At 69.3% G+C, this 21,713-nt stretch carries 22 protein-coding genes; 17 read left to right on the top strand and 5 right to left on the bottom strand.

Annotated elements, in window-relative coordinates; all coding sequences use genetic code 11:
• The first annotated feature begins 148 nt into the window (after positions 1-148).
• Positions 149-706, top strand: a complete 558-nt coding sequence (locus C1704_RS04630) for a hypothetical protein (protein ID WP_104301441.1) — start codon at positions 149-151, stop codon at positions 704-706.
• Positions 707-774: 68 nt separating this feature from the next.
• Here the strand turns inward: C1704_RS04630 and C1704_RS04625 are convergent, their stop codons facing one another.
• Positions 775-2,565, bottom strand: a complete 1,791-nt coding sequence (locus C1704_RS04625; RefSeq protein ID WP_170064623.1) for a diguanylate cyclase — start codon at positions 2,563-2,565, stop codon at positions 775-777.
• 181 nt (positions 2,566-2,746) lie between these two features.
• Here C1704_RS04625 and C1704_RS04620 point away from each other — a divergent pair, with 181 nt between their 5' ends.
• Entirely contained in the window at positions 2,747-4,339 is a 1,593-nt protein-coding gene (locus tag C1704_RS04620) for a gamma-glutamyltransferase family protein (RefSeq protein ID WP_104301690.1), read from the top strand.
• A gap of 4 nt (positions 4,340-4,343) precedes the next feature.
• Here the strand turns inward: C1704_RS04620 and C1704_RS04615 are convergent, their stop codons facing one another.
• Both C1704_RS04615 and C1704_RS04610 read right to left on the bottom strand, forming a co-directional pair.
• A complete protein-coding gene (locus C1704_RS04615; RefSeq protein ID WP_419186778.1) occupies positions 4,344-4,679 on the bottom strand; it encodes a hypothetical protein in 336 nt (111 codons plus the stop codon).
• 68 nt (positions 4,680-4,747) lie between these two features.
• Positions 4,748-4,945 carry a YgaP family membrane protein gene (locus C1704_RS04610; RefSeq protein ID WP_104301437.1) on the bottom strand — a complete coding sequence of 66 codons (198 nt, stop codon included), beginning with the start codon at positions 4,943-4,945 and terminating at the stop codon, positions 4,748-4,750.
• A gap of 197 nt (positions 4,946-5,142) precedes the next feature.
• On the opposite strand from C1704_RS04610, the gene C1704_RS04605 reads away from it, so the two are divergent.
• The 6 genes from C1704_RS04605 (at position 5,143) to C1704_RS04580 (ending at position 12,561) form a co-directional block, all read left to right on the top strand.
• Positions 5,143-7,260 carry a sensor histidine kinase gene (locus C1704_RS04605; RefSeq protein WP_104301435.1) on the top strand — a complete coding sequence of 706 codons (2,118 nt, stop codon included), beginning with the start codon at positions 5,143-5,145 and terminating at the stop codon, positions 7,258-7,260.
• A gap of 90 nt (positions 7,261-7,350) precedes the next feature.
• The gene (locus C1704_RS04600) at positions 7,351-7,596 is read left to right on the top strand and encodes a DUF2061 domain-containing protein (protein ID WP_104301433.1); all 246 of its coding nucleotides are present in this window, start codon (positions 7,351-7,353) and stop codon (positions 7,594-7,596) included.
• 71 nt (positions 7,597-7,667) lie between these two features.
• Entirely contained in the window at positions 7,668-8,423 is a 756-nt protein-coding gene (otsB, locus tag C1704_RS04595; protein ID WP_104301431.1) for a trehalose-phosphatase, read from the top strand.
• Positions 8,420-10,225, top strand: coding sequence for a glycoside hydrolase family 15 protein (locus C1704_RS04590; protein ID WP_104301429.1), 1,806 nt, complete (start codon positions 8,420-8,422; stop codon positions 10,223-10,225). Before otsB ends, C1704_RS04590 begins: the two co-directional genes overlap by 4 nt.
• Positions 10,222-11,601: an alpha,alpha-trehalose-phosphate synthase (UDP-forming) gene (gene otsA / locus C1704_RS04585; RefSeq protein ID WP_104301427.1), complete on the top strand. Its 1,380-nt coding sequence runs from the start codon at positions 10,222-10,224 to the stop codon at positions 11,599-11,601. Before C1704_RS04590 ends, otsA begins: the two co-directional genes overlap by 4 nt.
• A gap of 27 nt (positions 11,602-11,628) precedes the next feature.
• Positions 11,629-12,561, top strand: a complete 933-nt coding sequence (locus C1704_RS04580; protein WP_104301425.1) for a mechanosensitive ion channel family protein — start codon at positions 11,629-11,631, stop codon at positions 12,559-12,561.
• 23 nt (positions 12,562-12,584) lie between these two features.
• Here C1704_RS04580 and C1704_RS04575 read toward each other — a convergent pair whose 3' ends face one another.
• Positions 12,585-12,923: a hypothetical protein gene (locus C1704_RS04575; RefSeq protein ID WP_104301423.1), complete on the bottom strand. Its 339-nt coding sequence runs from the start codon at positions 12,921-12,923 to the stop codon at positions 12,585-12,587.
• Positions 12,924-13,129: 206 nt separating this feature from the next.
• Between C1704_RS04575 and mnmG the strand changes: the two genes are divergently transcribed.
• From mnmG to C1704_RS04530, 9 genes are all read left to right on the top strand, one after another.
• Positions 13,130-15,079, top strand: a complete 1,950-nt coding sequence (gene mnmG, locus C1704_RS04570) for a tRNA uridine-5-carboxymethylaminomethyl(34) synthesis enzyme MnmG (protein WP_104301421.1) — start codon at positions 13,130-13,132, stop codon at positions 15,077-15,079.
• 440 nt (positions 15,080-15,519) lie between these two features.
• Entirely contained in the window at positions 15,520-16,164 is a 645-nt protein-coding gene (gene rsmG / locus C1704_RS04565) for a 16S rRNA (guanine(527)-N(7))-methyltransferase RsmG (protein WP_104301420.1), read from the top strand.
• Positions 16,161-16,733, top strand: coding sequence for a lipocalin family protein (locus C1704_RS04560; RefSeq protein WP_104301418.1), 573 nt, complete (start codon positions 16,161-16,163; stop codon positions 16,731-16,733). Before rsmG ends, C1704_RS04560 begins: the two co-directional genes overlap by 4 nt.
• Before the next feature lie 15 nt (positions 16,734-16,748).
• Entirely contained in the window at positions 16,749-17,360 is a 612-nt protein-coding gene (locus tag C1704_RS04555) for a LysE family transporter (RefSeq protein WP_104301417.1), read from the top strand.
• Between the two features lie 60 nt (positions 17,361-17,420).
• Positions 17,421-17,669, top strand: coding sequence for a type II toxin-antitoxin system Phd/YefM family antitoxin (locus C1704_RS04550; protein WP_104301415.1), 249 nt, complete (start codon positions 17,421-17,423; stop codon positions 17,667-17,669).
• Positions 17,666-18,082 (top strand): type II toxin-antitoxin system VapC family toxin, encoded by a 417-nt coding sequence (locus C1704_RS04545; protein ID WP_104301413.1) that lies wholly within the window; start codon positions 17,666-17,668, stop codon positions 18,080-18,082. Before C1704_RS04550 ends, C1704_RS04545 begins: the two co-directional genes overlap by 4 nt.
• A 20-nt stretch (positions 18,083-18,102) precedes the next feature.
• Positions 18,103-18,873, top strand: a complete 771-nt coding sequence (locus C1704_RS04540) for a ParA family protein (protein WP_104301412.1) — start codon at positions 18,103-18,105, stop codon at positions 18,871-18,873.
• A gap of 20 nt (positions 18,874-18,893) precedes the next feature.
• Positions 18,894-19,430 carry an RBBP9/YdeN family alpha/beta hydrolase gene (locus C1704_RS04535; RefSeq protein ID WP_104301410.1) on the top strand — a complete coding sequence of 179 codons (537 nt, stop codon included), beginning with the start codon at positions 18,894-18,896 and terminating at the stop codon, positions 19,428-19,430.
• Between the two features lie 15 nt (positions 19,431-19,445).
• Positions 19,446-20,339, top strand: coding sequence for a ParB/RepB/Spo0J family partition protein (locus C1704_RS04530; RefSeq protein ID WP_104301408.1), 894 nt, complete (start codon positions 19,446-19,448; stop codon positions 20,337-20,339).
• A 15-nt stretch (positions 20,340-20,354) separates the two neighbouring features.
• Here the strand turns inward: C1704_RS04530 and C1704_RS04525 are convergent, their stop codons facing one another.
• On the bottom strand, positions 20,355-21,629 hold the full coding sequence (locus C1704_RS04525) for an HD-GYP domain-containing protein (protein WP_170064622.1): 1,275 nt from the start codon (positions 21,627-21,629) through the stop codon (positions 20,355-20,357).
• Positions 21,630-21,713: the final 84 nt, after the last annotated feature.

Below are 21,713 nucleotides of genomic sequence, written 5' to 3'. Positions count from 1 at the left end.
GCCACCTTGAGCGCGAGGGCCGCGGCATGGCAAGCTTGCGCGATGCGGACTGCATCGTCCGCGCCAACTGCGCCCGTGAGCGCCTTGCCATGCTGCGCTTTGCCGACATCGTGATCACCCGGGTGGCGCTGCTGGCGCCGAGCTGACCATGGAGTTCCGCCTGATCTACGAAGGGCCGCTGCACGGGCAGGGGGCCAAGTCGCCGCACAAGTGGGAGATCCGCCGCGCCCTGCATCCGCAGCTGCGCCGGCTGTGGCAGGAGCAGCCGCTGAAGGACGTGGCCGCCGACCTGCTGGCCTTCCCCGCACGCGGCGCCCTGCCTTCGGTGGTGGTGGAAAAGGACGGTCTGCGCTTTGCGCCCCTCATCACGCGCCGGCTGCATCTCTATGCCGAGATCTCGGTGCTGCTGTTCCGCCAGCAGCCGCGCGGCACGCTCATCACCGACGGCGGCGACATCGACAACCGGCTCAAGACCCTGCTCGACGGCCTGCGCATCCCGCGCGGGTCGAACGAGGGCCGCCAGGAGCGCCCCGACGTGCCCGACCCCGACCCGTTCTTCTGCCTGCTGGAGGACGACTCCCTCGTGACCAAGGTGACGGTCGAGTCCGAACAACTGTTGCGACCTGCCGACCCCGACGAGGTGCTGGCCGTCATCAGCGTGCATGTGAAGAAGACGCGGCTCACACCGGAGAACATGGCGATCTGATGGGTCCGCCATCGGTCCCTCGACCCGCCGCTGCATCCGAGGGGGTTTGCACGGCCTCAGCCGAGGGGTCACTCGCTCAGTCGATCACGCCCTGCCGCCTTGGCGCGGTAGAGCGCCTCGTCGGCCAGCACGTAGAGCTGGTCGGCGCTGGGGTCTGAGAGTGTCTCGCGCCAGACCAGTCCGGCCGACATGGTGACGACCCCGCGTTCGCTGCCATCGTGCAGCAGCTGCAGGTCCGACACCGCCCGTCGCACACGCTCGACGTGCTGGCGCGCCTCGTCGTGGCCGACGCCGATCAGCAGCACGGCGAACTCCTCCCCGCCCAGGCGGAAGAGGTAGTCGGTGGCGCGGTTGACCTGGCTGTCCATGGCGCGAGCCAGCGCCGCCAGGGCCTGGTCGCCCTGGCTGTGGCCGTAGCGGTCGTTGTAGGCCTTGAAGCGATCGACGTCGAGCATGGCCATCGCCAGCGGCCGGCCTTCGCGCCGGCAGCGATTGAGCTCACGCGTGGCGATGAGGTTGAAGTAGCGGCGGTTGTACAGGCCGGTGAGCTCGTCGGTGATCGAGGCCTGCTGCAGGCGTTCGTTGGCGGCGGCCAGCTCGTGCGTGCGCTGCGCAACCTGACGCTCCAGCTCCACGGCCGCCTGCCGCTGCACCGCCAGCTTCTCGGCCTTGAGGGTGTTCATCTTGTCGGCCAGCGCCAGCGCCAGCAGGATGAACTCGATGGCCGAGCCGATGTTCAGGCTGTACTCGGTCCACACATTCGAGGGCAGCACGCCGAAGACCTTGAGGAAGGTGGCCAGCGCCCCCAGGGCCAGCGCCGTCCAGGCCAGCACATAGAAGCGCGCGGGCCGATAGCCCCGCACGGCAAGATGCAAGGCTGCGGCCAGCTGCACCAGCAGCAGCGCGCCACCGGCGGGCAGCACCATCAGGATGCTCAGCGCATAGTGGTCGAGCAGCGCGGGCAGGACGGCCAGCCCGGACAGCGCAGCGAGAGCGACGATGGCTCGGTGCCATCGTCGAGCCTGCTGGCGGGTCTGCAGGTAGTTGCAGGAGAACACCGCCAGCGCGATGAAGATGGCCGGGATGCTCAGCGCCAGGATCTGGTTGTTGAAGTCCGGGTGATCGGGCCACAGGTGCTGCTGCCCATAGCCCAGGAAGGTGACGTTCCAGAGCAGGTAGGTGCCCAGGTAGATGGCGTACAGCAGGAACACGCGGTCGCGCGTGATCGCCGAGAGCAGCAGGTTGTACAGCAGCAACGCCAGGAGGCCGCCGTAGTAGGCGCCGAAGACCATGGTCTCGCGCTGGACGTGATCGAGAAAGCTGCGCTGGGTGCGCAGCACGAAGGGCACCGCCTCGTGCAGACCGTCGTGACTGCCCAGGCGGGCGATGAAGCCCACTGTCTCGCCCGGCGCCAGCGTCAGCGCAAAGACCGGGTAGCGATAGACGAGATCGCGCGAGTCCAGCGCGCGGCGGTCACCGGTGTGCCAGCTGCGCACCGGGCGTCCCTCGCGCAGCAGATGCAGATCGAGTTCGTCCTGCAGGGCCGAGGCGGCCTCCAGCACCCGGGTGGTGGGGCCCTCGGTGTCGTTGACCACACGGCCCCGCACCCACCAGGTGGAGGTCGAGAAGCTGAAGTTGAGCACCTCGGTCGTGTTCGGGCGCCAGTCGGCATCGGGGCGGCTGAGGACATCGTCCAGCGTCAGCCGGCCCTCGGGGTCCTCGAGCAGCTCAAGGAACAGGCCCAGGGGTTGGCGGGCCTCGGTTTGCGACAGGCGCACCGCGTCGGGCTGCGCCCACGCCGGCCAGGCCAGCCAGACGAGGCAGGCCAGCAGAAAGCGGGGCAGGACGCGGGCGGTCAATTCGGGCCGGGTGCGCCGGGCATGGGCCCGCAGCGCGGATCGGAGTCTTGCTCGGGATTGTCGGGCCGAATCCTGCTCACGAGCGCACCAAGACCCTGTGGTAACGCAGTTTTGACCTGCCGGCACTTGGTCGAATGAGGCGGCGGCGCCACACTGCCCCCTTTTACCCCCCTGTCTCACGATGTTGCACAGCCTCACCTGCCGCGGCGGCCTGGTGTCCGCCCCTCACCACCTGGCCGCCCAGGCGGGCGCCGCCGTCCTGCGCGAGGGCGGCCATGCGGTGGAGGCCATGGTGGCCGCCGCTGCCACCATTGCCGTGGTCTATCCGCACATGAACAGCATCGGCGGCGATGGCTTCTGGCTCATCGCCGAGCCTGGCCAGGAACCCGTGGCGGTGCGGGCCTGCGGCGCCGCGGCCGGCCTGGCCACGCCGGGTTTCTATGCCGAGCACGGCCACACGGCCATCCCCACGCGGGGCCCACGCGCCGCGCTCACGGTGGCCGGGGCCATCGGCGGCTGGGCCGAGGCGCTGGCCGTGGCCCAGGGCTGGGGCCGGGCCCTGCCGCTGTCGCGCCTGCTGGCCGATGCGATCGGGCATGCACGGCGCGGCGTGCCGGTCACGCGCTCGCAGGTGGGGCTCACCGCCAGCAAGTGGCCCGAGCTCAAGGACGTGAGCGGTTTTGCCGAGACCTTCACGCCCCATGGCCTGCCCGCCCTCGGCGACACCCTGGCCCAGCCCCGCGTGGCCGCCACGCTGGAGCAGCTCGCCCGCGCGGGGCTCGACGACTTCTACCGTGGCGACCTGGCCCGCTCGATGGCGCGAGACCTGACCGCCGTGGGCAGCCCGCTGCGACTGGGCGATCTGCAGGCCTACCGCGCCCGGCGTGTCGCGCCGCTGTCGGTGTCGATCTCGGCCGGCCGGCTCTACAACCAGCCGCCGCCCACCCAGGGCGTGTCCTCGCTGGCCATCCTGGCCCTGTTCGACCGGCTCGGGGTGCGTGAGGCCGAAGGCTTCGCGCACGTGCACGGCCTGGTCGAGGCCACCAAGCGCGCCTTCGTGTGGCGCAATGCCCGGCTGGGCGACCCCGACGCGATGGCCGCACGCGGCGATGATCCACAGGCCTTCCTGGGCGAGGCCTCGCTCGACGCCGAGGCCCGCCGGATCGACCCGGGCCGCGCCGCCCCCTGGCCGCTGCCGGCCGTGCCCGGCGACACCATCTGGATGGGCGCGGCCGATGCCCAGGGCCGGGTGGTGAGCTACATCCAGAGCATCTACTGGGAGTTCGGCAGCGGCATCGTGCTCAACGAATCGGGCGTGAACTGGCAGAACCGCGGCGCGAGCTTCACGCTTGGCCCCGGGCCGAACGCACTGGCGCCGGGACGCCTGCCCTTCCACACCCTGAACCCGGCGCTGGCGCGCCTGAAAGACGGTCGCACGCTCGCCTACGGCACCATGGGCGGCGAAGGCCAGCCGCAGACCCAGGCGGCCGTGTTCAGCCGCCACGTGCTCTTCGGCCAGGACCTGCAGGCGGCCGTGAGCGCACCGCGCTGGCTGCTGGGGCGGACCTGGGGCGAGGAGTCCACGAACCTCAAGCTGGAATCGCGCTTCGACCCCGCCCTGATCGACGCCTTGCGCGCCGCCGGCCACGAGGTGCAGGTGGTCGGCGCGTACGAGGACATGATGGGCCATGCCGGTGCAGTGAGCGTGCACCGCAGCGGCGTGATCGAGGGTGCCACCGACCCGCGCGCGGATGGCGTGTGCGCCGGCGTGTGAGGCCTCAGCGCAGGCGCCCGATGTAGCGCTGCTGCAGTTCGGCCGCCCGGAGGCTGGCCGCGGCCGATGCGGCAAGCTCCCCCGAGGGTGAGACACTGTCGGCCCAGGCCTTGGCGCTGGGCACCGGCTTGGGGCGCAGGGGCTGCACAGCCCGCTCCAGCTTGTCGGCCCAGGCGCGCAGTTCCTCGTCGGGCTCGGCACGGCACACGCGCAGGATTTCCTGCGCGTAATCCCAGTTCGCGGCCAGCCACTCGGTGTCGGTCACGCGCCCCAGCTTGCGGCGCATCAACACATGCAAGTGGGCGGCGATGGCCAGGCGTTCACTGTCGGACAGGCTCACGGCGGGTCTCCTTCACAGATGAAGTCGTCTCCCGCCTAGCAAATGCCGCGCCACCCCGGCGCGTGCCCTCAGCGCCGCTGCGACGTCGGGCAGGTGTTGATGCCCACCAGGCTGTACAGCGGGCACACGCGGAACAGCCCCGTCAGCAGGGGCACCACGCCGATGTAGCCCCACAGGCCCACGGTACCCGTGGCCGCCAGCGCGATGAGCACCAGCCCCACAGCGATGCGCAGAATGCGGTCGATGCCGCCCACATTGATCTTCATGGTGTGGTCCTTTCCAGGAGCACCCGGCTCCTCAGCACAACAGCGACAGTCTGGAGCAGACAGCCCCACTCATGCTTGATGCGGGTCAATCACCCTGCGGCGATCGCGGCTTGCCTGGCGCTCGCTCGGGTTTGCCAGCACGCCGCAGGAAGCCATGGCCATTACAGTGAGGATCACTGCAGATTCCCGAGCATTCCGTGCCGAACGGCCCTGCTGCCCCCCTCCCCACCCCGGCCGCGCCGGCATCGGCCGAAGCCTTGCTCACGGCCATCGGGCGCGTGCAGATGCAGTTCATCGAGGAGGCCGACCTGCCCCGGGCCTTCGAGCGACTGCTGCAGGTGCTGATCGACGTGACCGGCAGCGCCTATGGCTTCATCGGCGAGGTCCTGAAAGACGAGACGGGCGGCCCTTACCTGCGGACCCTGGCCATCACCGACATCTCCTGGGATGAGGCCTCCAGGGCCATGTACGCACGGCACGCCACCGAAGGCATGAGCTTTCGCAACCTGCACACCCTGTTCGGCCATGTCATCACCAGCGGCCAGCCGGTGCTGTCGAACGACGCGGCCCGCGATGCGCGCGCCGGAGGGTTGCCGGCCGGACACCTGTCCATGGACAACTTTCTCGGTCTGCCCTTCTTCCGAGGTGACGAGATGCTGGGCATGGTGGGCGTGGCCAACCGGCCGGGGGGCTTCGACGACAGCGTGGTCCCGGCACTTCAACCGCTGCTGTCCACCTGCGCCGCCCTCACGGTGGCCGCCCGCAGCGAAGCCGGCCGGCGCGAGGCCGAGGCCGCGCTGCGCCTGAGCGAGGCCCGCTGGCAGTTTGCGCTGGAGAGTGCCGGCGACGGGGTGTGGGACTGGGACATCGAGCATGACCGGGTGTACTACTCCCGCGTGGGTCATGCCGTGCTGGGCTATGCAGATGGCACCATGGGCACCCGCATCAGCGACTGGAATGCACTGATTCACCCCGACGACATCGACGCCTGCGTGGCCGCCACCACGCGTCACCTGCGCGGGGAAGACGCCATGATGGTCAGCCGCCATCGCGCCCGCGCGGCCGACGGCCAGTACCGCTGGGTGCTGCTGCGCGGCAAGGTGATCGACCGCGCCCCGGACGGTCGCGCCCGCCGCGCCGTGGGGGTGATCACCGACATGAGCGCCACGCTGGCCCAGCAGGCCGCCACGGAGGAAGCCCTGTCGCGCCTGCGCAAGCTCGCCCGCCAGGCCCCGGGGGTGCTCTACCAGTTCCGTCTGCATGCCGACGGCCGCATGAGCTTCCCCTACGCCAGCGACAACTTCGAGGACTTCTTCGGCGTGCCACTGACCGAAGTCCAGGACGACGTGCTGCGCCTCATCGAACGGGTGCACGACGAAGATCGCCCCGCCATGATCAACTCCATCCTGGAGGCCGGGCGCGACGTGCAGCCGTGGGTGTTCGAGTTCCGCTTTCTCCGGCCCGACGGATCCGTGCGCTGGATGCTGGGCCAGTCCAGCCCCGAGGCGGAGCCAGACGGCAGCGTGCTCTTCCATGGCTTCCTCACCGATACCACCGAGCGCAAGCACATGGAGGCCGAGCTGGCCCGGCTGGCCGAGACGCGCCGCGCCCGGGAAGCGGCGGAAGCCGCCAACCGCGCCAAGACGCTTTTCCTCTCGCACATGAGCCACGAGCTGCGCACGCCGCTCAATGCCGTGCTGGGCTTTGCACAGCTGCTGCGAGAGGACCCGGATCTCGCGCTGCCGCCAGGGCGGCGCGCCTGGGTGGAGCACATCCAGGCGGCCGGACAGCACCTGCTGGAGATGATCACCGACCTGCTCGACCTCACCCGCATCGAAGCCGGCGCCCTGCTCGTGCGGCGGGAGCGTGTGGCCCTGGACGAGGTGATCGAGGACTGCCTGTCCATGCTCCAGCCCCAGGCCGCAGCCGCTGGCGTCCAGCTCCACCGGCCCCCGCCCTCGGGCCTGCAGGCCCTGGGCGATCCGCAGCGCCTGCGGCAGGTCCTGCTCAACCTCGCCAGCAATGGCATCAAGTACAACCGACGCGGCGGTCAGGTCTGGTTGCGCCTTTGCGTGGCCGGGCCCGGACGCGTGGCCGTGCAGGTGCAGGACACCGGCCCCGGCATCGCCCCCGAACGCGTCGGCGAACTCTTCACCCCTTTCAACCGCCTGGGCCGGGAACACGGGCGCATCGACGGCGCCGGGGTCGGCCTGGCCCTGTCCCAGGGGCTGGCCCGCCTCATGGGCGGTGAGATCCGGGTGGACAGCCAACCCGGGCAGGGCTCGACCTTCACCCTCGACCTTCCGGCGGCCTGAGCAATCCTCGCAATTGTTCAAAGCAATTGGTCAACATTCGACAATTGCTTCAAACTATTCTCCAAGCATCGTTCGCACAGGAGTGTCCTCATGGTCAAGACCGCCAGCTTCGGTGTCCTGCACCTCACCATCGCCTTTTCGGTCAGCTACGCGCTGACGGGCGACGTGGCCATTTCCGGCGCCATCACGCTGCTCGAACCCCTGGCCAACACCGTCGCCTTCCATTTCTTTGACCGCTACTGGGGCCACCCGGTCTGGCGGGCCGGACTCTCGCATGTGAGGGCTTACTTGAGACTCAAGCCCGCCCGAAAAGAGGTCTCCGCCCCGGCCGGCTGAGGCCCCACTCCGGCGCGCTGTCAGCCAGCCACCGACGGACAGACCCGAAACGGTCTGTTAAGGTCGGCCGGATGCATTGGCCCCTATCCACCGGGCGCCCGGTCGCCCTGTTCCTGGATTTCGACGGCACGCTCGCCGATCTTGCCGAGCGGCCGGAGGCGGTGCGCGTCGAGCCCGGCCTGGTGCCCCTGCTGGAGCGCCTGCAGACCCAGCTCGACGGGGCCCTGGCGATCGTCACGGGCCGCCCGATCGCCGACATCGATCACTTCCTGCAGCCGCTGCGGCTGCCGGTGGCCGGCATCCATGGCGCCCAAGGCCGTCATGCCGATGGCCGCGGCTGGCAACTGCCGCCCCCGCCGCTCGGGGCGGTCGAGGCCGTCGTGCAGGAGCTGCTGACCCTGGACCCCGGCCTGCAGCTCGAGCGCAAGGCCGTCGCGCTGGCCCTGCACTATCGCCGCGCCCCCCATCTGGCCGAGCGTTGCCTGCAGCACCTGCAGGCCGCCGTGGCCGCCCACCCGGGGCTGGAACTGCTCCAGGGCAAATGTGTGCTGGAAGTCAAACCCGCCGGCGCGAGCAAGGGCCATGCGATCGAGCGCTTCCTGGCCGAGCCGCCCTTCCTGGGACGCGAGCCCGCCTTTGCCGGCGACGACGTCACCGACGAGGCCGGCTTCGACACCGTGCTGCGCCGGGGCGGCCAGGCGCTCAAGGTGGGCGACGGCCCGACGCGGGCGCCGCACCGCCTGGACACCCCGGCCGCCCTGCATCAGACCCTGGCGGCGTGGTCTCACCAGCTGGCCAGCCGCCCACGACAAGGAAGCCCCGCATGACCGCCCGCTTCGCCCCGCCCGCCCCGCCCTCGCTGCGCCTGGGCGTGATCGGCAACTGCGCCTACAGCGCCCTCATCGACGAACGCGCGCGCATGGTGTGGTGCTGCCTGCCGCGCTTCGACGGCGACCCGGTCTTCAATGCGCTGCTCGACCCCTCCGAGTGCGGCAGCGACTGGGCCTTCGACATCGAGGACTTCGCCTCGGCCGAGCAGGCCTATGTGCCCAACACCGCCATCTTGCGCACCGTGCTCACCGACACCCACGGCCAGCGCCTGGAGATCATCGACTTCGCGCCACGCTTCCAGTCGCGCTCGCGCTACTTCCGGCCGATGATGATGGTGCGCCGCGTGCGCCCCTTGAGCGGTGCGCCGCGCCTGCGCGTGCGGCTCAACCCCCGCTTCGACTGGGGCCGGCGCGCGCCGGGGCTCACCCAGGGCAGCAACCACCTGCGCTTCGTGGGCGACAACCTCACGCTGCGCCTGAACACCGACGCCCCGCTGTCTTACGTGCTGTCGCAGCAGCCCTTTGTCGTCACGCGCGAGTACAACTTCCTGCTCGGCTCCGACGAGACCCTGGCCGACGGCATCGGCGACACCGCGCGCCACTTCGAGCAGGAGACCGCCGCCTACTGGCGCCACTGGAGCCAGCGTCTGCACGTCCCGCTGGAGTGGCAGGACGCGGTCATCCGCGCGGCCATCACGCTCAAGCTCTCGCTCTTCGAGGACACCGGCGCCATCATCGCCGCGATGACCACCAGCATCCCCGAGGCCGCCCACAGCGGCCGCAACTGGGACTACCGCTATTGCTGGCTGCGCGACGCCTTCTTCGTGGTGCGCGCGCTCAACAGCCTGTCCGAGGTGGGGACGCTGGAAGACTACCTGCGCTGGCTGTCGAACGTCGTGGCCCAGGCCCGTGGCGGCCACATCCAGCCGCTTTTCGGCGTGGGGCTGGAGCGCGAGCTGCCCGAGTCCCTGATGGAGCATCTCCCCGGCTACCGCGGCATGGGCCCGGTGCGCGTGGGCAACCAGGCGGCCGAGCACTTCCAGCACGACGTGTACGGCAACGTGGTGCTGGGCGCCGCCCAGGCCTTCCACGATACGCGCCTGCTGCACCGCGCCGGCCTGGCCGAGTTCGAGCACCTCGAAGCCGTGGGCGAACAGGCCGTGCGCGTGTTCGACCAGCCCGATGCCGGCATGTGGGAGCTGCGCACGCGTGCGCGCATCCACACCTCCTCGGCGCTCATGTGCTGGGCCGCCTGCGACCGCCTCGCCAAGATCGCGCACACCCTGCAGCTCAGCGATCGCGCGGGCTACTGGTCCATGCACGCCAAGCGCCTGCGTGAGCGCATCCTGGCCGACAGCTGGAGCGAGGAGCGCCAGGCCTTCGTCGAAAGCTTCGGCGGGCGCGACCTGGACGCCAGCGTGCTGCTGATGGCCGAGGTCAACTTCATCGACCCCCGGGACCCGCGCTTCATCGCCACCGTCGATGCGCTGGAGAAGCACCTCTGCGACGGTCCCTACATGCGCCGCTACGAAGCGGCCGACGACTTCGGCAAGCCCGAGACCGCCTTCAACATCTGCAGCTTCTGGCGCATCGACGCGCTGGCGCGCATCGGCCGCAAGCAGCAGGCCCGCGAGATCTTCGAGGCCATGCTGGCCACCCGCAACCACCTGGGCCTGCTGTCGGAAGACACGCACGAGCGCACCGGCGAGCTCTGGGGCAACTACCCGCAGACCTACTCGATGGTGGGCATCATCAACGGGGCGGTGCGCCTGTCCGCCCCCTGGGATTCCGTCGTATGAGCCGTCTCGTGGTGGTGTCCAACCGCGTGGCCGACCCACGCAAGAGTGCTGCCGGCGGGCTGGCCGTCGCGCTGGGCGATGCCCTGAACGACACCGGCGGCCTGTGGTTCGGCTGGAGCGGCCGGATCATCGAGCCCGGCCAGTCCGAGGGCAGCGCCCCGCAGCTGCAACGTGCCGGGCGCGTCACGCTGGCCACGGTGGATCTCTCGCGCGAGGACCACGACAGCTACTACCTGGGTTACAGCAACGGCGTGCTCTGGCCGGTGTTCCACTACCGGCTCGACCTCGCCGACTTCGATGCCGGCTACATCGCGGGCTACCGTCGGGTGAACCGGCTGTTCGCGCAGAAGCTGATGACGCTGCTGCACCCCGACGACGTCATCTGGGTGCACGACTACCACCTCATCCCGCTGGCGGCCGAGCTGCGCGCGATGGGCTGCACGCAGCGCATCGGCTTCTTCCTGCACATTCCGTTGCCGCCGCCCCAGATGCTGGCGGCCATCCCGCAGCACGAGTGGCTGATCCGCGCCCTGTTCGCCTACGACCTGGTGGGCTTCCAGTCCGAAGTGGACGTGCAGCACTTCTCGCGCTACGTGCGCAACGAAGCCGACGCCCAGGTGCTGGGTGAGGACCGCTACCGCGCCTTCGGCCGCACCACCGTGGCCCAGGCCTTCCCGATCGGCATCGACGTGGACGAGTTCATGCGCCTGTCCCACGCGCGTGAGGCCTGCGAGACCTACGACACCATGCGCGAGCAGTACTCGCGCCGGCGCCTGCTCATCGGCGTGGACCGGCTCGACTACTCCAAGGGCATCCCGCACCGCGTGCGCGCCTTCCGCGAGCTGCTCAAGCACTACCCCGAGAACCGCAACAGCGCCACCCTGATCCAGATCGCCTCGCCCACGCGGGAAAGCGTCGATGCCTACGCCGACATCCGCCAGGAACTCGAAGGCCTGTGTGGCGCGATCAACGGCGACTATGGCGAGCTCGACTGGATGCCGGTGCGCTACATCCACCGCACCGTGGCCCGCAAGCGCATCCCGGGGCTGTGCCGCGCCGCCGACGTCGGCCTGGTCACCCCGCTGCGCGATGGCATGAACCTCGTGGCCAAGGAGTACATCGCCGCGCAGAACCCCGAGGACCCCGGCGTGCTGGTGCTCTCGCGCTTTGCCGGCGCCGCCGAGCAGCTCAAGGAGGCGTTGCTCGTGAACCCCTATGACGTGCACGGCACGGCCGAAGCCATCCAGCAGGCCTTGCGCATGCCGCTGGAAGAACGCGTGCGGCGCCACCAGAAGCTGCTGGCGCGCATCCGCGAACACGACGTGCACTGGTGGCGCCGCCGTTTCCTCGACACCCTCGCCCAGGCCGGCGACTGACCCCCTCATCGAAAGGAGTTCTCCCGCATGAATGAAGACCTGATCGCCGGCGCCGGTGCCCTGTGGAGCAGCCTGGGGCAATACACCACCATCGCCGTGCGCATCACGATCATTGCCATCGCGGCCTGGATCGTGGTCGGCGTGCTGCACCGGGCCATCCGGATCTTCCGCGAGCGGCTCACCGCGCGCATCGACGACCGTGAAGCCCTCAAGCGTGCCGAGACCCTCAGCCGCGTGTTCCGCTACATCGTCAGTGTGGTCATCACGCTCATCACCGCCATGCTCATCCTGTCCGAGCTGGGCGTGTCGGTGGCACCCATCCTGGGGGCTGCCGGTGTGGTGGGCCTGGCCATCGGCTTTGGTGCACAAAGCCTGGTGAAAGACTATTTCACGGGCTTCTTCATCCTGCTGGAGAACCAGATCCGCCAGGGCGACGTGGTGCAGCTGGGCGGCCAGTCCGGCGTGGTGGAGGAAGTGACGCTGCGATTCGTGCAGCTGCGCGACTACAGCGGCAACGTGCACTTCATCCCCAACGGCACCATCAGCGTGGTCACCAACATGACACGCGGCTTCGGCAATGCGGTGATGGACATCGGCGTGGCCTACCGCGAGGATGTGGATCAGGTCATGGCCGTGATGCACCAGGTGGCCGCCGAGCTGCGCGCCGACGAGACCTTCGGCCCGCGCATCCTGGGCGATCTGGAAATGGCCGGCGTGGACCAATGGGCCGATTCGGCCGTGGTGATCCGCTGCCGGCTGCGCTGCCAGCCCATCGAGCAATGGGGCGTGCGCCGCGAATACCTGCGGCGCCTGAAGAAGGCCTTCGACCAGGCCGGCATCGAGATCCCCTACCCGCACCTCACGGTGTATGCCGGTGAAGGCAAGGACGGCCACGCCGCCCCCTTCCGCCTGCGCACCACCGGGGCCGATGGGGCGACCGAAGCAGCGGGCGGGCGCTGATCAGGGGCGTCGGCCGGACCGATTCACCAGCGCGTGTCGCGCGGAAACAGGTAGGCGTCTTCGTGGGCCTGCAACGGCGCCTGGGCCGCCATGGCGAAGACCTTGTCATCGGGCACGAGGCCGAACTGGCGGATGTGGGCCTCCAGCGCGCTGAGCCGGGCCTCCAAGGCGAGCAGCCATGCCGACGGACGCGACGGATACAGCGATGACAAGGCCAACAGGCGCTGGCCCCAGGGCAAGGCCGGCGCCTGCGGATCATGCAGAATGCGCCAGGCTCGCGCGAGTTCCTGGGCATCGACGGCCCACTCTCCCAGCGCGTGACGGGCGATGGGCTGTGCGGCAGATGACGAAGGCGTTGTCATTGTTCTTGGCAGCAAGCGGGCCGACGGCATGGGCAAGCCCCTCATTCTCGACATCACCGAGAGCGAATCACTCGGGTTAACCCTTGACCCCCTCTTCAGGGGGAGTCGCGTGCGAAGGCACACATCCGGCCGCGTCGTTGGCGCAGCCCCCAGGCATGACCCGCCAGGTGCCACTAAAATAGGCAGTTTGCCCGGCGGAGATCGCCATGCTCTATCCCCAGGAATTTGACGTCATCGTCGTCGGCGGCGGTCACGCCGGCACGGAAGCGGCGCTCGCGGCGGCCCGCATGGGTTGCGCCACCCTGCTGCTGACCCACAACATCGAGACGCTGGGTCAGATGAGCTGCAACCCGTCCATCGGCGGCATCGGCAAGGGCCATCTGGTCAAGGAGGTCGATGCCCTGGGCGGGGCCATGGCCGCGGCCACCGACGAGGCCGGCATCCAGTTCCGCATCCTCAATGGCTCCAAGGGCCCGGCGGTGCGGGCCACCCGGGCCCAGGCCGACCGCATCCTCTACAAGGCCGCCATCCGTCGCCGCCTGGAGAACCAGCCGAACCTGTGGATCTTCCAGCAGGCGGTGGACGACCTCATGGTGGAAGGCGATCGCGTGGTGGGCGCGGTGACGCAAGTGGGCGTGCGCTTCCGGGGCCGCAGCGTCGTGCTCACGGCCGGCACTTTCCTGGACGGCAAGATCCATGTCGGCCTGCAGAACTACAGCGCGGGCCGCGCGGGTGACCCCCCGGCCGTGTCCCTGTCGGCGCGGCTGAAGGAGCTGAAGCTGCCGCAGGGCCGGCTGAAGACGGGCACCCCGCCGCGCATCGACGGCCGCTCCATCGATTTCTCGAAGCTCACCGAACAGCCTGGCGACCTCGATCCGGTGCCGGTGTTCAGCTTCCTGGGCGATGCGTCCCAGCACCCGCGCCAGGTGCCCTGCTGGATCACCCACACCAACGACCGCACGCACGACATCATCCGCTCCGGCTTCGATCGCAGCCCGATGTTCACCGGCGTGATCGAAGGCGTGGGGCCGCGCTACTGCCCCAGCATCGAGGACAAGATCAACCGCTTTGCCGACAAGGACAGCCACCAGATCTTTCTCGAGCCTGAAGGTCTGACCACGCACGAGTTCTACCCCAACGGCATCTCGACCTCCCTGCCCTTCGACATCCAGCTCGCCGCCGTGCGCTCGATGCCCGGGCTGGAGAACGCCCACATCCTGCGGCCGGGCTATGCCATCGAGTACGACTACTTCGACCCACGCGAACTGAAACCCAGCTTCGAGACCCGCGCCATCGGCGGCCTTTTCTTTGCCGGCCAGATCAACGGAACCACCGGCTACGAGGAAGCCGCGGCCCAGGGGCTCTTCGCTGGCATCAACGCCGCGCTGCAGGTGCAGGGCCGCGACCCCTGGCTGCCCCGCCGCGACCAGGCCTACCTGGGGGTGCTGGTGGACGACCTCATCACCAAGGGGGTGTCCGAGCCCTATCGCATGTTCACGAGCCGGGCGGAGTTCCGCTTGCAACTGCGCGAAGACAACGCCGACCTTCGCCTCACGGAGGTGGGCCGCGAACTGGGCTTGGTGGATGACGCACGCTGGGAGGCCTTCAACCGCAAACGCGACGCGGTTTCACGTGAAACAGAACGCCTGAAGTCCACCTGGGTGAACCCACAGATCCTCCCCGCCGCGGACGCCGAGCGCCTGCTGGGCAAGGCCCTGGAGCGCGAGTACAACCTCACCGACTTGCTGCGCCGACCCGGCGTGAGCTTCGACACCTTGGCCAAGGTGGCCACGATTGCCAAGCCCGAGGCCGGTGTTTCACGTGAAACGCTGCGCGCTGAACTGGGCGAAGCGCTGGCCGACGCGGTGATCGAGCAGGTGGAGATCAGCGTCAAGTACGCGGGCTACATCGACAAGCAGAACGAGGAAGTGCAACGGGCGCTGGCCTACGAACACCTCAAGCTGCCTGCGGACTTGGACTATGCGCAGGTCACAGCCCTGAGCCATGAGGTGCGGCAGAAGCTCAGCAAGCACCGGCCCGAGACCCTGGGCCAGGCGTCCCGGATCTCGGGGATCACGCCGGCGGCGATTTCGCTGTTGCTGATTCATTTGAAGAAGGGGCGGTTCAGGGGGTTTGGGGAGGAGCGGGCGGCCTGAGCGGAGGGCTTGCTTCTCGGTGCATTTGCGGCCATTCACCATTGCCGGGTCCCGCCCCGGCGGGCGGGTAACTTTCTTCTGTGGGCCCAGAAGAAAGTCACCAAAGAAGAGGGCCTCAAATACAAAACCATGCAGTTCGTTCTGCGCGCTTCGGACGGACAGTCCGGTGGGCGGTCGATCACCGCCATGGCGGATCGAAGCCTTGCGCGTCCAAGTCTTTCCCAAGCGCTTTGAAGGCCCAAGCCACCTCGCCGGTCATCAACCGCCCGCCGGACCGCGTCTCCGAAGCTCAACGGTCGATACCGTATGGTGTTGCATTCAGGCCCTTTGCTTTGGTGACTTTCATTTGGGCCAGCAAATGAAAGTTACCCGGCTGCCGGGCCGGGACCCGGCATGGCTGCAAGGCAACCCGAGCCCCATCAGGCACACTCACAAACCAAATGAAACCCGCCCTCCAATCCGGCCTCACCCACCTCGGCCTCTCCCTGAGCCCCACCCAGGTCGACCTCCTGCTCGCCTACCAGGCGCTGATCGCCAAGTGGAACCGCGTCTACAACCTCACCGCCGTCCGCAGCCCCGAGGAGATGCTGACCCACCACCTCCTCGACAGCCTCGCGGTGGTCCCCGCACTCGCCGCCCGCTTTGCTGAGCAGCCCTTCAAGCTGCTCGACGTCGGCGCCGGCGCCGGGCTGCCAGGCGTGGTCATTGCCATCGCCCTGCCCCAGGCCCAGGTCATCTGCGTGGACACGGTCGCCAAGAAGGCGAGCTTCATCCGCCAGGTGGCGGCCGAACTCGGCCTGAAGAACCTGCGAGCCGAGCACGCGCGGGTCGAGGCGCTGCCCCCTCAGCAGGCGGACGTCGTCACCTCGCGCGCTTTCGCCTCCTTGGCCGACTTCGTCGCCCTGACCCGCCCGCACCTGCGCCCCGGGGGCGTCTGGATGGCCATGAAGGGCAAGGCCCCCGAGGCGGAGGCCGCGGAATTGCCCGATGATGTGACGGTGTTTCACGTGGAACCATTGACGGTTCCAGGCCTGGACGCCGAGCGCTGCCTGGTCTGGATGCGCCCCACACAGGAGTCGCCATGAAGTTCTTCCGTCGCCTGCCAGCCAAGGCCCCTGTCGCCGCCCTGCTGACCGGCCTGGCCCTGAGCACCCACGGCCTGCTGGCCCAGCCTGCGCCGCTGACCCCGGTGCCGAGCGTGGACCTGAACCGCTACCTCGGCACGTGGTACCAGGTAGCGCTCTACCCCAACCGCTTCCAGGCCCAGTGTGCGTCCGACACCGCCGCCACCTACACCCCCCTGCCCGACAACCGGTTGCAGGTGCTGAACCGCTGCCGCCAGGCCAGCGGCGAGGTGGACCAGGCCCTGGGGGTGGCACGCGTGACCGGGCCCGCCACCCTCCAGGTGCGCTTCGCTCCGGCCTGGCTGTCCTGGCTTCCCTTCGTCTGGGGCGACTACTGGGTGATCCAGCTGGCCGACGACTACCGCTACGCCGTCGTGTCCGAGCCGCGGCGCGAGTACCTGTGGGTGCTGTCGCGCAGCCCCCAGCTCAGCGCCGAGGACGACCAGCGCATCCGCGCCCAGCTCCAGGCCCAGGGCTTCGACCTGGAGCGACTGAAGAGCCACCCGCAGACGCAACCCCTGACCCCCTGACCCACGGAGCCCCTGATGTTCGGCATCTCCGACTTCGGCGCCTACTGCGCCGCCATCCTCATCTTCCTGGCCCTGCCCGGCCCCGGCACCTTTGCCTTGCTCACCGCCACCGGCAAGGGCGGCTTCCGCGCGGGAGCTGCGGCGACCGCCGGGCTGATCGCGGGCGACCAGATCCTGCTCTGGCTGGCCGTGGCCGGCGTGGCCGCCCTGCTGGCCACCCACCCCACCGTCTTCCAGGCCGTGCAGTACGCCGGCGCGGCCTACCTGTGCTGGATCGGCTTCAAGCTTCTGCGCGCCCGGGACGGCGCAACGCCGGTCGTGCCGATGGAAGCCGGCCGCTACTTCCGCCAGGCCATGCTGATCACCGTGCTCAATCCCAAGGCCATCGTCTTCTACATGGCCTTCTTCCCGCTCTTCATCGACCCGGCCCGCCACCAGGGCGTGGTCACCTTCGCTGCGATGGCCGTCACGATCGCGGCACTCACCGCCGTGTATTGCCTGACCCTGTGCGCCTTCGCCCACGCCATCGCCGCCAAGGTGCGCGCCCACCGGCGGATGGCGAAATGGCTGGAGCGGCTGGCCGGCGTCTTCCTGATCGGGTTTGGTATCCGACTGACGACGAACTGAGCTTGACGCACAGCCCCTCTCACCGGAAAATCAAACCAGTTACTTCAACCAGTTGAATTGATGTCCGTCACCATCGGCGCCTTCGAGGCGAAGACCCATCTGTCCGCCCTGCTGGACCGCGTCGAGCACGGCGAGGAAGTCGTGATCACCAAACACGGCCGCCCCGTGGCTCGCCTGCTGCCCGTTCAGTCCACGTCCCACACCCCCGCCGCGGGCGAAGATCTCCTGGAGCGCATGCGTGAACAACGGGCCGGACGGCGCCTGGGCATGGACTGGCACGTGCTGCGCGACGAGGGCCGCAAAGGATGAGCCCCGTGGTGCTCGACGCCTCCAGCGCGCTCACCTGGTGTTTCGAAGACGAAGCCAGCGAGGCCGGCGACCTCCTTTTCCGACGCGTGCAGGATCACGGCGCCGTGGTGCCTCCGCTGTGGCACCTGGAGATCGGCAACATCGTGCTCAGCGCCGAACGCCGCCGCCGCCTGACGCAAACCGAGGTGGAGGCCTACCTCGACCTGCTGAAGCAGCTGCGCATCGACACCGACGCCGCCCCCCCTGAGCGGGCCCGCGCCGACACACTGCACCTGGCCCGCGAACACACCCTCTCCGTTTACGACGCCAGCTACCTCGACCTCGCCATGCGCCGCCGCCTGCCCCTGGCCACGCTGGACACCGCTCTGCAACGCGCCGCCCGTGCCGTGGGCGTCGACCTCATCGAACTCTGAGCCCCCCAAAGCACCCGCCCATGGCCAAGATCTTCTGCATTGCCAACCAGAAAGGCGGCGTCGGCAAGACGACCACCGCCGTCAACCTCGCCGCCGGCCTCGCCCGTGTCGATCAGCGCGTGCTGCTGGTGGACCTCGACCCCCAGGGCAATGCCACGATGGGCTCGGGCGTGGACAAGCGCACGCTGCCGCTGTCGGTGTACGACGTCCTGCTCGAATCGGCCTCGGTGGCCGAGGCGCGCGCCCGCTCGGAACTCGGCGGCTACGACGTGCTGGGCGCCAACCGCGAACTGGCCGGGGCCGAGGTCGAGCTGGTCGACCTGGAGCGCCGCGACCAGCGACTCAAGGGCGCCCTGGCCGCCGCCGATGCCGACTACGACTTTGTGCTGATCGACTGCCCGCCCTCGCTGTCGATGCTCACGCTCAACGGCCTGGTCAGTGCGCACGGCGTGATCGTGCCCATGCAGTGCGAGTACTTCGCGCTCGAAGGCCTCACCGACCTGGTCAACACCATCAAGCAGGTGCACGCCAACCTGAACGCCGACCTCAAGATCATCGGCCTGCTGCGCGTGATGTACGACCCACGCATCACGCTGCAGAGCCAGGTGAGCGAGCAGCTCAAGCAGCACTTCGCCGACAAGGTGTTCAACTCCGTCATCCCGCGCAATGTGCGCCTGGCCGAAGCCCCCAGCTACGGGCAGCCCGGCGTGGTGTTCGACCCGGCCTCGCGGGGCGCTCAGGCCTACATCGAGTTCGCGCGCGAGATGGTGGCGCGCATTGCCACGATGTGAGCCCTGTACCATCCCGGCCCATGACCCCGCGTGTCCTCCTCCTGCCCGGCTGGCTCAACTCCGGCCCCGACCACTGGCAAAGCCGCTGGGAAGCCCTGCATGGGGACACCCGCGTGGAACAGGCCGACTGGGAATGGCCCCGGCGGGGCGACTGGATGGCCCGGCTGGATGAAGTGCTGATGGCCGATGCCTCGCCCGCGCTGCTGGTGGCCCACAGCCTGGGCTGCCAGCTCGTGGCCGCCTGGGCCGCGCATTCGCGGCTGACCGATCGCGTGACCGGCGCGCTGCTCGTGGCCCCGCCCGACACCGAGCGCGACGACATGCCGCCCCAGCTGCACAACTGGCGCCCCATCGTGCGCCAGCGCCTGCCCTTCCCCGCCACGGCCGTGGTCAGCAGCAACGATCCCTACTGCGCCCCTGAGCGCGCCGCCGAGATGGTCCAGCAATGGGGCGCACGCCTGGTGGGCCTGGGCCCGCTCGGTCACATCAACCACGAATCCGGCCTGGGCGACTGGGCCGAGGGCCGCGCCCTGCTCGACACCCTGCGCGCCGCCTAGCCTTCACCTCACGACATGGTCACCAAGAAACCCAAAGGCCTCGGCCTCGGCCTCGAAGCCCTGCTCGGCCCCAAGGTCAGCGACACCCCCGCGACCGCGGCGCCGGCCGGCGCACCCTCGACGCTCAAGCTCGCCCAGATGCAGGCCGGCAAGTACCAGCCGCGCACGCGCATGGACGAGGGCTCGCTGTACGAGCTGGCCGAAAGCATCAAGGCCCAGGGCATCATGCAGCCCATCCTGGTGCGGCCCGTGGGGCCGAACCGCTACGAGATCATCGCGGGCGAACGCCGCTTCCGCGCGGCCCGGCTCGCCGGGCTGAACGAGGTCCCGGTGCTGGTGAAGGAAGTGCCCGACGAAGCCGCCGCGGCGATGGCACTGATCGAGAACATCCAGCGCGAGGACCTCAACCCGCTGGAAGAGGCCCAGGGCCTGCAGCGCCTGATCCAGGAGTTCGGCCTCACGCACGAGCAGGCGGCCCAGGCCGTGGGCCGCTCGCGCAGTGCGGCCTCCAACCTGCTGCGCCTGCTCAACCTGGCCGAGCCGGTGCAGCAGATGCTGATGGCCGGCGACCTCGACATGGGCCATGCCCGTGCCCTGCTGCCTCTCGAAGCGGCGCAACAGATCCTCTGTGCCAACGAGATCATCGCGAAGAAGCTCAGCGTGCGCGAGGCCGAAAAGCTCGTCACCCAGGCCGCCGCGCGCCAGACACCGCTGCTGCGGGTCAGGCATGACAAGCCGCGCGACCTGGTGCGCCTCGAGGAGCAGCTCTCCGACCACCTCACCGCCGCCGTCGAGATCCGCGTGAAGAAGCGCACCAAGCGCGGCGAGCAAGGCGAGGTGGCGATTGCCTTCGGCTCGCTCGACGAACTCAACGGCCTGCTCGAGAAGCTGGGGCTGCCACCGGGCTGAAACCCGCAACGAACCTCAGCCTTCGGGACTGGATCCGCCTCGCACCAGGGGCCCACACACACGCGCCACCTCGGCCAACCAGCGCTCCAAGGCACCGGGGTAGGCCTGGCCGGGCTCCAGACGCCAGCGCCGGCGCAACTCGCGCGACACGCTGCGCACCTGCCAGGCGGCTTCGCGGGCGATCAGGCTCAGCTCGGCCTGCACCCGGCGATCCAGCACGTCGTCCCCCAGCCACTGCAGCTGCTCGGGGCTGGCCCCTGCGCCCGCGAGGGCGCGTCCGATCTCTGCCACCCGCTCGGTCGTGCGGCCCAGCACCGCCGCCGGCTCCTGCGCCGAGACCACCTCAGCCCAGCCGCTCAGCAGACCTTGCACCGCATGCAGCTGCGCAACCGGGTCCCCGGTCACCGCCGAAGCCCCCGCCACCGCGCATTCACCCAGCAGATCCAGCAGCACGTGCGCAAGCTCCTGGTCATAGCGGTGACGGTTCATGCGCAGCACCACCGACAGGCGCAACTCGGGATCGGTGGCGCCACGTCCGTGCATCGCGGTCACCACCTCGGCCAGGGAGAGGATGCGCCCCAGCGGGCTCATCGCCTCACCGTTCAGGCCCCGCGGGTAGCCGCTGCCGTCGAGGTGCTCGTGATGCTCCAGGATGGCGCTCACCACCTCGCGCGGATAGTCATGGTGGCGCTCCACGAGCATGGCCGAGGCCAGCGGGTGGGCATAGAGCTGGCGGCGCTGCTCGGGTGAGAGGCGCTTCTCAGGCGCCATCAGCACCGGGTCGATGTAGAGCATGCCCAGGTCATGCAGCAACCCGGCCGCGCAGGCCAGGAGCACGTCATGGCGCCGCGCCACCGGCGACCAGGCCAGGTAGCCCGCCGTCAGCGCCGTGAGCACGGCATGCTCGAACAGGTCGGGAAACGACTCGCGCGCCAAGGTCAGACAAAAGCCAATGGGTGTGGGCAGGGGCAGGCTGCTCAACGCGGCCAGCACCACCTCGCGCGCCTTGTGCCGCTCGCCCATGGCCGCGAACAGCGGCCACCGCTTCAGCAGCGATTCAGCGGTCTCGCGCAGCACACGCCCGTTCACCGCCGGATCGCTGGTGAGGCTGTCTTCCACCGGCACGGTCAGCCGATGCTCGACCAGACGCTCGTACATGCGCGCATCCACACGCACGCCGGCATCGAGCAGCTTCATGCCGCGCTCGTTATAGATGGCCCGGGAGGTCAGCACCGGCCTTTTCTCGCCCAGCTCGGTCACCGCCCGCACATAGTGGCGGGCATCCAGCATCGCATCGATCATGGAGGGCAAAGGACGGGGAACGTCAGGCGAAAACGGACAGGGCACCCCATTGTGCCGCGCCTGGCCGGCACC

The sequence above is a fragment of the Caldimonas caldifontis genome (assembly GCF_002930615.1).
GTDB lineage: Bacteria > Pseudomonadota > Gammaproteobacteria > Burkholderiales > Burkholderiaceae_C > Caldimonas > Caldimonas caldifontis.
The sequence above is the reverse complement of the archived record's forward strand: the minus strand, read 5'-3'. Positions and strand labels throughout refer to the sequence as shown.